Source organism: Pristimantibacillus sp. Z349TD_6 (genome assembly GCF_056173205.1).
In genome coordinates, this window is the sequence record NZ_CM149662.1 from 2714462 (window position 1) to 2726882 (window position 12421).

Genomic DNA, 12421 nt, shown 5'->3' on the forward strand with positions numbered 1-12421 from the left:
CAAGGCATTTATGTTAAACACGCTATAGTTTAGCGTGTTTTTTTGTGCTGTGATACCTTTTGCTAATAAAGAACTCAGAGGGGATAAATGGCTATAGAAGGATAATATTAAACGATTCTGGTTTCTATGAAGTTGAAATAAAAACCCATTTTCAAAGAATAAGAGATATTTATCCCTTAATAACATAATCAACCTTCTTTTTGGTTATGGAGCTACCTCGTACAATAAAGGGAGAAACATATCAGATACTCGCTTTACACCGCTTTTCCCCCCCCGATCTTCTTTGTGCAATCTTCTTTTCTCTTGTTCAAACGACTTAGCAGAACTATGATGTGACGGTTTTCCTTTGTTTTTATCCTTACTTTAGGAGGTGACTGAGCAGAGTCTATTTGATATTCATTTATTGAAAGCGATTTCAAAATCGAAGGAAGAGGTGTATTTAAGAAATGGTACTAGGCGGAGCATCGGTACGAAAAAGTAGTGTTATCCTGTTGGTTGCTTTTCTCATCCTCTCATTGTTTTACTCCCTAGCATTTGGTGGACAGAAGGTAGAAGCAGCTTCAAATTCAAAGATAATTGGGTATTATCCCTCTTGGGGTGCCTATGGCAGAAATTACAATGTCATGGATATGGATGTTAGCAAGGTGACTCATATTAACTATGCGTTTGCAGATATTTGTTGGAATGGCATTCACGGAAATTCAGATCCGACAGGGCCTAATCCTGTGACATGGGCTTGTCAGGACGAAGTGGGTACGATTAACGTGCCAAATGGGACAATCGTATTAGGCGATCCTTGGATCGACACAGGGAAAGCGTTCCCGGGGGATACGTGGGATAAGCCGATAAAGGGAAATCTTGGGCAGCTGATAAAGCAGAAGCAAGCTAATCCTCATTTAAAAACAATTATCTCCGTAGGCGGATGGAGTTGGTCGAACCGTTTCTCTGATGTTGCGGCCAGTGCGGCCACAAGGGAGACATTCGCTAATTCAGCGGTAGACTTCCTGCGAAAATATCAATTCGATGGCGTTGATCTCGACTGGGAATATCCGGTGAGCGGAGGGTTAGCTGGCAATAGCGTAAGGGCCGCTGATAAGCAAAACTATACGCTGCTGCTTCAGAAGATTCGCGAGAAGCTTAATGCTGCGGGTGCGGCGGATGGTAAAACTTATTTGCTGACGATAGCCTCAGGTGCAAGTCCGACGTATGCACAAAATACCGAGCTAGGTAATATTGCTGCGATTGTCGATTGGATCAACATTATGACATATGATTTCAACGGTGGCTGGCAAACCGTAAGCGCCCACAATGCTCCGCTGAATTATGATCCTGCAGCAGCGGCGGCGGGCGTTCCAAACGCAGCAACTTATAACAGTGCGTCTGGCGTGCAAGGGCACTTGGATGCCGGTGTTCCAGCTAGTAAAATTGTGTTGGGAGTTCCTTTCTATGGTCGGGGCTGGGCCAATTGCGCAGCGACCGGTAATGGGCAGTATCAAAGCTGCTCTGGCGTACCTGCAGGTACATGGGAAGCGGGGTTATTTGATTATACAGATCTCGAAAACAACTACATTAATAAAAACGGCTACACACGTTATTGGAATGATACAGCGAAAGTACCTTACTTATATAACGCTGTTAAACGTACTTTTATCTCCTACGATGATACAGAATCACTCGTGCACAAGACAGCCTTCATTCAAAACAAAGGGCTTGGCGGTGCCATGTTCTGGGAGTTTAGCGGTGACCGAAACAAAGTTCTATTAAACAAGCTGGCGAGCGATTTGGCAGGATCCGGTAGTGCAGATATCATTGCGCCATCGGTACCGGGCAACCTTCAATCCACTGCAAAAACATCAAATAGTGTAACATTAGCTTGGGGTGCGTCCACTGACAACGTTGGCGTGACGGGTTATACCGTGACTTATGGTTCTACAAGCGTAAACGTCACGGGAACAAGCACGACAATTAGTGGGCTTGCTGCTAATACAGCCTACACGTTTACTGTGAAAGCGAAGGATGCGGCTGGCAACATTTCGGGAGCGAGCAATGCGCTTTCGGTAACGACAAATCCAGCTGCGGGAGATACAACCTCGCCAACAGCGCCAACGAATCTTCAAGTCACAGCCAAAACATCCTCCAGCGTAAGTCTTTCATGGACGGCATCTACTGACAACGTTGGCGTGACGGGTTATACCGTGACTTATGGTTCTACAAGCGTGAACGTCACGGGAACAAGCACGACAATTAGCGGTCTTGCTGCTAATACGGCATATACATTTACTGTAACAGCGAAGGATGCAGCTGGGAATATTTCGGGAGCGAGCAATGCACTTCCAGTAACGACGAATCCAGCTGCGGGAGATACAACCTCGCCAACAGCGCCAACGAATCTTCAAGTCACAGCCAAAACATCCTCCAGCGTAAGTCTTTCATGGACGGCATCTACTGACAACGTTGGCGTGACGGGTTATACCGTGACTTATGGTTCTACCAACGTGAATGTCACGGGAACGAGCACAACAATTAGCGGTCTTGCTGCAAGTACGGCTTATTCCTTTACTGTAGTGGCGAAAGATGCCGCGGGCAATGTTTCGAGCGGCACATCAGTTGCCGCTACGACTGATGCTAACGGTGGGACGGTAAGTGCTTGGGCACCTAATGTAAGCTACAAAGCAAACGATCTCGTTACTTACGGAGGCAAAACCTATTATTGTATTCAGCCTCATACGTCATTAGCTGGCTGGGAACCATCGAATGTGCCAGCACTATGGGGTTTGAAATAAGCAAGAGCAGCCGCCCTGCCTAAGGGCGGCTTTTTTTATTTTTTAAAGGCTAAATAAAAGGAATAACAAGTTGATTATTTATTCATCTCAAATAGAATCATGGAAGGTAAACTAGCATGCGTGTCGAAAATAGAAGTTCACACTCCCAATCCTCATTTCCTCCTTATTATTTGCTGTCTAGCATTTGCAATACTATACATTAAACAAATTAAGCGGAAGGAAGGCGCATCGCTAGTCACGCTGAGGGTTTCCATCACTACGTTTAATGGGACGCTCAGCGCATACATCATTCCACTAGTTTATGAATGGTTTTTTCCATCACAGAGTCCTCATGCAAAAATAAGAGGAAACATCTTTATATAAGGAGAAGCCATGATGAAAAATTGGAACGACTACTTGCTGAAGAGTAAAATGTTCATCGTCTTCTCCGCGGTATCGCTGTTCATCGTCATGCTGACCTGTATTATTTTCTACTATAAAAATGTAAACGATATCAAAAATCAAACGTTAGCGCTTTCCGACACGATTTCTCGGCAGTTCAGCCGAACCTTTGAGCTTTATATTCAGGATATGGAGAAGCTCTCTGTATCTATTATTGGCGATCCTATTATTCAAGAAAGCTTAATTGATCATTACGGAATTCCTAACCCCGTTACGCAGAACCAGATTGAACTGACGATTAACAATAGACTGTTCACCCATCTTCAGCCGCGCCCTCAGCTCCAGAGCATCTATATTTTCACCACGGACGACATCGCTTATTTTGTATCAAAGGCGGGGGGACCTAAGATAAGCTTCAATCTTCAAAGCGAGAGCTGGTATCAGAATCGGCTGGATATGCCGGGAGCCAAATTTCTGCTGCTGCCCGTCACGGCGGAAAATACGGGCGGTGATCGTGAAGCTCAGGTGATATCCTTCGTACGGAACATCAGCCGCATTCCATACCTTGATGTTTTAGGCTATATGAAAATTAATATTAACGTAAATGTCATCAAGGACATGCTCGTCAATTCCGACAGCAACGACGTTGAACGGAATATGAGAGCGTTCATCATTACCGATGAAGGCAGCGTCGTCTATGACGACAGGAATGAGCTGACGGGCAGCAAGGACACTGGAATTGATCTTTCCATCTTCCAAGGCAATCATGAATCGAATGAGGTGGTGTGGAACGGCGTGAGCTATATTTATACAACGTCGAAATCCTCCTATACGAAATGGAATACGTTAATTCTAATTCCGAACGAATTTCTGCTGTCCAAGCAGAAACATTCTAGTTATATTCTCATTCTCGTTGGCCTGCTCGCGATGGGGCTGATTGCGTTCGTGTCCTATATGCTGTCTTATCAGATGACGCTTCCGCTCCGTAATTTAATGAAAAAGATGGCGCGTGTCGAGCAGGGGGATTTGAGCCAGAGAATGGAGGTGGCCGGCAACAATGAGATCGGCCGTCTGAGCCGTATCTACAACAATATGCTGGATAGTATTACACGCTTAATTAGCGAAGTGTACACATCCAAACTGGCGGAGAAGAATGCGCAGCTATCGGCACTGCAGGCGCAGATCAACCCTCATTTTTTGTATAACACGCTTAACATTATGAAGTCTATCAGCAGGGTTCGAGGCATCGAAGAGGTTGCCGAGATGGCAGAATCGCTGGCCGAGCTGTTCAAATACAGTATGACAAATCTTCATCATCCTATCCCGCTGCATGACGAGATGGAGCATATAAGCAATTACATGAATATTCAGCAGCATCGATTCGGCAATCGATTTGAGTTCAATATGGACGTGCCGGAAGCGCTGCTGCAAGCATCGGTGCTGAAGCTTACCGTTCAGCCGCTAATTGAGAACGCGATCGTTCACGGACTGAGCAAGGTCAAATCAGGCGGTCGAATCGACATCGCTGTTAAGAGGCTTGGCAGTGAACTGATTATCGAAGTATCCGACAACGGTAGTGGTATTGAAGAGGAACGCATCCACATGCTGCGCCGAAGGTTGGAGAGAGTACAGGCGGTGGACGCTTACGACGAGGAGGGGCAGGGTATAGGCCTTTCCAATATCGCACAGCGAATCAAGCTGTTCCATGGCATCAAATATGGAGTAGAGCTGATAAGTTCTCCTGACCGTGGAACGACGGTTAGGTTGACGTTCCCGTATGAACGATTCGTCAAGGTGAAGGGAGAGGCTGACTGATGAATATATTTTTGGTAGAAGACGAGCGGTGGGCGCTTGCGGAGCTCGAGGCCCTCTTTAAGCGATACGAGCCGCAGCATCGGGTGCTTACGTTTGAGAACGGGGAAGATGCGCTGGAAGCAGCGAAATCCGTAGTCCCGCATCTTGTGTTGACCGACATTACAATGCCAGGCATTGACGGTGTGGAACTGCTGGCTGAGCTTGGCCGCAGTCATACTGACGTCAAAGGTATCATTCTCAGTGTCCATGACGATTTTGCATATGCACAGCGGGGTATGCAAACTGGCGTGACGGACTACTTGCTGAAGCCTGTTAAGAAAGAGACGCTTTACAAGGCGGTAGACCGCTTGCTTGCGCGTATTGAAGACGAGTCACGCAGCCGGAGCGACCGTGTTGCATGGTCACTTCTGCAACGGCTGCTGGCGGCGGATGCGATGGAGCATGTTAAGCCTGCCGAAGCAGAGCAGCAGCGTTTGTTCATGGTGCTGCTGCTTCTGGAGAACTGGGCATCGCCGCTTACATGGAAGGATGCTGGGCTTGAGGCATCGGATATTCTCGCGCATTTCGTGAGCGTCTTGAACAAGGAGCAGGATAGTCACTGCATTACGATTGACGGCCGCCGCAGAGTACTGCTGCTGCCTGCTGGGAATGAAGCATTTACGCAGTCGCTAAAGACAAAGCTTCAATCGCTCTTCGAGTATGTGAATACCCATGGCATTCTTCTCCATGTGAGCTTCACAATAAAGAAAGAGCACGAGAGCCTGAATCGCAGCTTCATCCGCCTTGGCAAGCAGCTTGAAGAGCATTTGCGAATCGGCGAGCCGACCTTGGCATTACCGGATATGAAGCTGGCTGTGCCTGATATTTCCGAAATATGGGTAAAGGTGCGTGCACTGCAAGCACAGGTTAAAGAGGGCGATATGGCAAGAGGACGAGATACGATATCGCGTATCGTCAAGGGACTTCAGTACAAAGAGGTCACCCAAAAGCAGCTGGTACAGTTTGCTAGTGATTTGTTCTATTCGTTGAAGTTCAATTTGCAAGCAGAATCATCGATTCTACTACAAGAGGATATGAGCTTGCTGCACGAAGTGACCGACTATGAGCCAATCAAGGAATGGCTTACGGCAGCAGTATTCGGGATTGCAGGGAAACACACATCAAAGGAACAGAAGCCAAAAGGGCTCATTCCGGTGTTGATGAACTGGATTCATGCCAACTATCAAGGCGACCTTTCCCTTCAGCAGTTTGCTTCTGATCATCATGTCAGTCTTGGACATTTATCCAGATTGTTCAAAAGCCAAACGGGCTACACCTTCTCTGATTATGTGAGCGGGTACCGGATCAGCAAAGCAAAGGAGCTGCTAGCCGACGGCACGTCGCGTCCTTCTGAAGTCGGCGAGCTGGTAGGTTACGACGATGCCAAACATTTCTCTCATTTGTTTAAGAGAATAACAGGCGAAACGCCGACCGCCTTCGCAAAACGCAAAATGAGCGAATGATCCAAGTACTAGCAAGCAGTTAGACGACATACGGGCGATGCAATCTCGCAAGCTGGATGTTTCCTCGCCTGAACCACTTTCTGTTGAGAAAAGGAAAAATTCCCCCCTTAAAATAGCAAATGAGCAGGTATTCATCAAAAACATAAACCCTTAGACTGAAAATACGAGGGAACCCGGGCCCTTGGAACGGAAGCTCGCTCTTTATGGAAGCGTATTCATCATATTGTAACTTACAGCATCAGTGATGCAAAAAGAGGCAACGATGGACGGCTGCCGAAAGGAGCAAGGGTCCATGCCTACAAAGGGAGGCTGCAGAACGATGAAACGAACGACTGCGAAAACACTCGCATTTGTGACAAGCGTGATGATGATCTTGCTGCTGCTCGCTGGATGCGGCAGCAGCAGCAACACCCCCTCTGCGACGAAGAACAACACCGGCGCTACGAACGGGAAAACGGACACGACAAGCGAACCTGCAGCGAAAACGACCTTAACGCTGATGGTAGGCAATTCAGGCACAACGCTCGAAGCGCTCAAGGCTGTTGCCACTGAAGCAGAGAAAAAGCTGAATATCACCATTGAGTATGACATCAAACCGGATGGCACGGAAGGCGACAACCTCGTCAAGACGCGCCTAGCAACAGGTGATATGTCCGACCTTCTCGTTTATAATACGGGCTCGCTGCTGAAGGCAGTTAATCCGGTGGACAACTTTCTCGACCTGACGAATGAATCGTTTATGGCGGACGTGCTTGATTCCTTCAAAACGGTAGTTACGGTCGATGGCAAAGTGTACGGCGCGCCCGTCGGATCAAGCTCCGCAGGTGCGATACTTTACAACAAGAAGGTGTACGGCGAGCTCGGATTAACCGTCCCGCAAACATGGAACGAATTCATGGCGAACAATGAGAAGATCAAAGCTGCGGGCAAAACCGCTGTTATCGCGTCCTACAAGGATACTTGGACGTCCCAGCTGTTTGTTCTCGGTGATTACTACAACCTGCAGGCGCAGGTTCCGAATTTCGCAGACGATTACACGAACAATAAGGCGAAGTACGCAACGACACCAGCGGCACTGCGCAGCTTCGAAAAGACGGAGGAACCGTTTAAAGCAGGCTACATGAATAAGGACTTCCTAGCCACAACATATGACGTTGCTTTGAAAATGCTTGCCGATGGCACAGGTGTACACTATCCGATGCTGACTAGCGCACTTGATTCCATCTTGCAAAATAGCCCGGACAAGATCAATGACATCGGCGTTTTCCCAATACCGAGCGACAGCGCAGACGTCAACGGACTGACGGTATGGATGCCGAGCGGTCTGTACATCAACAAGAACAGCAAGAAAGTAGAAGCCGCCAAGAAGTTCGCCGAATATTTCGTGTCTAAGGAAGGCCAAGACATATTTGCCTCCAAAGTCAAAGCGGCAGGCCCCAATGTTATTAAAGGAATTGAGCTCCCTGACGATGCTTACGAGGGTGTCAAAGAAATGCAGAAATACTTCGATGAAGGCAAGACGGCACCTGCGCTGGAGTTCGTATCGCCGGTCAAAGGCCCGAACCTTGAGAACCTCACTGTTGCTGTTGGCAGCGGCATCACCTCCGCGCAGAAGGGCGCCGAGGATTATGACAAAGACGTACTGAAACAAGCACAGCAGTTGAATCTACCGGGCTGGTAGAACGCCCGCCGCATGCGGGAATTCTAGTTGAAGACGGGACTCCGCACAAGAAGCTGCGGAGTCCGTTTTCTCCGGAAAGAAGGGGAGAGCCATGACCAAGCTGACGATTCGGACTTACTCTTATTTATTTCTTATTCCCGCATTTCTGATCTACTTCGTCTTTTACTTGCTGCCAACGGTATTATCGCTGTTCTTCAGTATGACGCGTTGGACGCTCACCGATTGGAATTACATCGGCTTCGACAACTATGTCACTTTTTTCTCAGAGACGGCGCTTAGCATCGGCTTCAGGAACACGTTAATTTATGCGGTTGTAACCTGCGGCCTCAAGGTCGTCCTTGGCCTCTTGCTTGGTGCGTTTCTCACCTCTACCGTTTTATTTAAAAACTATTTGCGTTCTGTTATTTTCTTCCCAACGCTGCTTAGCACGATCGCAGTCGGAATCGCCTTCTCGATTATGATGCATCCTTCGCAAGGACTGATCAATACAAGTCTAGCTGTATTTGGTATTAACGGACCCGATTGGCTTGGCAATACGAAGATCGCGCTGTTGTCTGTTGCCTTGGTAGACGTTTGGAAAGGTATCGGCGTTGCTACCGTTATCTATATCGCAGGCATTTCAGCCATTCCAGGCGAATATTACGAAGCGCTCAAAATCGATGGCGGGAGCAGCATGAACGCATTCCGGTATATTACCGTTCCCTTAAGCAGACCGGCGATGAATTCGGTCATCATTCTCTCATTCATCGGAGGGCTCCGTTCCTTCGATCTGATCTGGGCCATGACGAAGGGTGGGCCGGGTTTCACGACCGACCTGATCGCCTCGATCATATACAAGCAGTATCAAGCGGGTTTTTATGGCCTAGCAACTGCGGGCAACGTCATTCTGTTTGTCGGTGTGTCACTACTGGCGTTTCCTCTGTATAAGTACCTGACGAAAAGTGAGGTGCACTTATGAGCAGCGAAATGAGCCGAATGATGAATAAAGGCGTGGGCAAACCGCTGAACCGCGGCGACAACAGGGGGATAAGCAGCACAGCTAAGAGGATTATCGTTGCCGCGTTCTCGCTGGTGCTCAGCACCGCCATTTTTTGGATTCCGTTTTATTTTGTCATTATCAACTCTTTTAAAAATCAAGCCGAATCTGCACTTATGAATATGTCGTGGCCAAAATCATTTCATATTTTGGAAAATTACAGGGATGTATTGACTGCTGCCGATCATATGCTTGTCCGCGCTTTTTATAACAGCATGCTGCTGACGGTATTATCGATCACTGTACTGATCATCGTCAGCGCGATGGCCGGATTTGTATTGCATCGCAGAGAAGGGGGGCGTTTTTCTTCCTTCTTAAACTTTCTAGTTTTGGCAGGCTTGATGATTCCGCCCGCGATCGTGCCAACAATCTGGGTACTCGACTCGATCGGCCTGTTCAAGACGCTGGCAGGCATCACTTTCGTGGAGGTTGCGCTGCACTTTCCGTTTGCAGCTATTTTGTACAAAGCGTTTGTGGCAACGCTGCCGCGTGAAATTGATGAGAGCGCATTAATTGACGGCGCGGGCGGCGGGCGGCTGTTCTTTAGTATTATTTTTCCTCTGCTAAAGCCCGTTACTTCAACCATCATTGTGCTGGAATCGATAAATGTATTTAATGACTTTGTTAATCCGCTTTACTTCTTCCCAGGCTCCTCCAACGCGACGGTGCAATTGACGCTGTACAACTTCATGAGCCGGTTCACGACATCGTGGAATTTGTTATTTGCCGATATTGTTCTAATCTCTATTCCGATGCTCATTCTGTTTATTTTCTTTAACAAAAAAATTGTAGCCGGCATGACAGCAGGCGCTATTAAGGGATAATCAAGCATGGACTGCAGTACTTGAGTACGAACGAATTTTATTTGATTTTGTCCTCACTCAGAGAGCCGCAGTCATTAGGATTGCGGTTTTTTTAGGATGCTTGCGGTGAATCCGTAGCTGCGAATCCCACTTCTTGAGAACCTTGATCGACCTAAGCATACCAGTTGTCTGATGTACATCTTAAATCGAGCCTCTCCTTTTTTAAAAGCAGTCTCGATCGGAAAGGTTTTTGTCCCGAACCGCCATGATTTGGACAGAAGTTGGCAGTATGATGAACTTATAAAAGCGTTTACAACTATGACGGCTTGGCGATTAGGCTATCGATATGATCTAGGAAATTCATTATCCAATTCAAAGGACGAAAGGAAGTTGAATATGGCGGTCAAAATCGGAATTGTAGGCATGAACGGGATCGGCAACAACCATGCGAATTGTTACAAGGAGGATGAATTGGCTGATGTCGTAGCGGTATGCGATGTCATTAAGGAGCGCGCCGACGCAGCTGCGGAGAAGCACGGTGTAAAAGCGTACTATACGCTTAAGGACATGATCGAGAACGAGCCTGATATTCAGGTGATCGATGTGACGACAGGCGGCATTGACAACGGCAGCTGGCATTTTGAACCGGCGATGGAAGCGATGTCTTACGGAAAGCACGTGCTCGTGGAGAAGCCGCTGTGCAACGATGTGCGAGAAGGCCGCGAGATGGTGGCATTTGCTGAGAAGCAGAAGGTGTATCTAGGCTGCAACCTGAACCATTACTTCACGCCGCCGGCGGAGAAGGCGAAGCAATATATGGAGAGCGGCGAGGTGGGCGAATTAATCTATTGTCTTGCCAAAATGGGCTTCAACGGCGGCGAGCTCAACTATGCGCTTGCCAGCTCGGATAAAGTGAAAGGCCACCCTTACTTCCATATGCGGGCGTTCCTGACCCACCCATTCAGTGTTATGCGCCATTTCTGCGGTGATATTACGCACATCCAGACGTTCTCCGACCGTCCAGGCTTCCGCCGAAGCGCAGGCGATGTTATGGTGTCCATCAACAGTATCCATATGAAGTTCGCAAACGGTGCAGTTGGCTATTTATTGAGCCAGCGCGGCGATGCGGTCTACGGACTAGGCGGCTGGTGGAGTCTTGAGGTTGGGGGCTCGAAGGGGACATTCACCATTGAGAACTGCGTCGAGAAAGTGTCGTTCTGGAAAGCGGAAAAAGGCATTCCAGCGATCAGCGTTCCGATTGAGCCCGAAGTGACGGATTTCGGAACAAATGATTTCAACCGGACTTTCAACCATCGTCTGCATGCATTTCTGGAGGATGTTGACAACAAGGTGTCTCCGGATGCGCTGCGCGCCAGCGGACGCGATGCGCTTGCTGTGCTGGAGTATGTGCATGCTGTACAGGAATCGTATGAACGCGGGGGAGAGGTCGTTCGTCCTCAGCCGCTTCCGCCGCTGCACGGTGATCCGTTTTATCTGAAATAATCTCAGTAAGATTGCTATTTTGATGCTTGCGATTTCTATGAAGGTATTGCAGGAACATGAACTAATACATGTTTTACTAATCTATTATTTAGGAGGACTCATACATGATTAAACTGGGTGTCAATTCCGTACTGTTTAAAGAGTTCGACTTCGCTAAAGCGGCGAAGCATATTGCGGCCTGCGGCTACGACGGTGTAGAGATTGCCGCCATTCAAGGCATGTGCGAGCATCTGGATCTCAGCCGCTGGAAGCAGCAGAAGAGCGAGCTGCAGGCGATTGTGCAGGAAAACGGCCTAACGTTTCTGTCGACTGAGGTGGCATCGCTCAATGAGGAGCGGCTGCTCCCAGCGTTTGAAGCTGCCGCTGAAATTGGAATTCCAATCGTAAACGTTGGTCCTGGCGGAAAGCTGGGTGTCGAAGAAGACCTGCAGGCGTCGATCGAGATGCTTGCGCGGATGGCGGAGAGAGCGGCTTCATTTGGCATCACGCTCTGCGTCAAAGCTCATGTCGGCAATGCCATTCACAATACGCCGACCACGCTGCGGGCGATGGAGTCGATCATCTCCCCGGCGTTTGGCATCGACATGGACCCGAGCCATATCCACCGTGCCGGCGAAAATGCGGAGAAGGCGCTGCCCGCTGTGCTTAGTCGCGTAAAGCATGTTCATATCCGTGACTGCAAAGGACGGGAGCAGGGACCTGGACCGATCATGCTTCAGGCGTGCGGACGGGGCGACATCGATCTATATGGCTACTGCAAAGCGATGGTGGACGGAGGTTACGACGGACCGGTCGTCGTTGAGGTCATTGGTGCTTCGCCTGAGCATACGCTTGCGCAGGTATCCATCGTAGCCGCTGAGTCGTACGGCTATCTAAATGCGGTTCTTAAACAGCTGAACGCGCGATAAAAGCATTAT

General features: G+C 48.5%; 8 protein-coding genes. All 8 read left to right on the forward strand.

Annotated features, from left to right (window positions below; translation table 11 throughout):
• Positions 1-446 precede the first annotated feature (446 nt).
• The 8 genes from AC0VYE_RS11295 to AC0VYE_RS11330 all read left to right on the forward strand — a co-directional run bounded on the left by AC0VYE_RS11295 (position 447) and on the right by AC0VYE_RS11330 (position 12412).
• Positions 447-2783, forward strand: a complete 2337-nt coding sequence (locus tag AC0VYE_RS11295) for a glycosyl hydrolase family 18 protein (protein ID WP_475447951.1) — start codon at positions 447-449, stop codon at positions 2781-2783.
• A gap of 372 nt (positions 2784-3155) precedes the next feature.
• Entirely contained in the window at positions 3156-4979 is a 1824-nt protein-coding gene (locus AC0VYE_RS11300; protein WP_475447953.1) for a sensor histidine kinase, read from the forward strand.
• Complete coding sequence (locus tag AC0VYE_RS11305; RefSeq protein ID WP_475447954.1) at positions 4979-6481, forward strand: response regulator transcription factor; 1503 nt, start codon at positions 4979-4981, stop codon at positions 6479-6481. Before AC0VYE_RS11300 ends, AC0VYE_RS11305 begins: the two co-directional genes overlap by 1 nt.
• A 319-nt stretch (positions 6482-6800) precedes the next feature.
• Positions 6801-8162, forward strand: a complete 1362-nt coding sequence (locus AC0VYE_RS11310) for an ABC transporter substrate-binding protein (RefSeq protein WP_475447956.1) — start codon at positions 6801-6803, stop codon at positions 8160-8162.
• Positions 8163-8253: 91 nt separating this feature from the next.
• Positions 8254-9120 (forward strand): carbohydrate ABC transporter permease, encoded by an 867-nt coding sequence (locus AC0VYE_RS11315; RefSeq protein ID WP_475447957.1) that lies wholly within the window; start codon positions 8254-8256, stop codon positions 9118-9120.
• Positions 9117-10022, forward strand: coding sequence for a carbohydrate ABC transporter permease (locus AC0VYE_RS11320; protein ID WP_475447959.1), 906 nt, complete (start codon positions 9117-9119; stop codon positions 10020-10022). The genes AC0VYE_RS11315 and AC0VYE_RS11320 overlap by 4 nt, the downstream gene beginning before the upstream one ends.
• A gap of 375 nt (positions 10023-10397) precedes the next feature.
• A complete protein-coding gene (locus AC0VYE_RS11325) occupies positions 10398-11504 on the forward strand; it encodes a Gfo/Idh/MocA family protein (RefSeq protein ID WP_475447960.1) in 1107 nt (368 codons plus the stop codon).
• A 104-nt stretch (positions 11505-11608) separates the two neighbouring features.
• Entirely contained in the window at positions 11609-12412 is an 804-nt protein-coding gene (locus AC0VYE_RS11330; RefSeq protein ID WP_475447962.1) for a sugar phosphate isomerase/epimerase family protein, read from the forward strand.
• Positions 12413-12421: the final 9 nt, after the last annotated feature.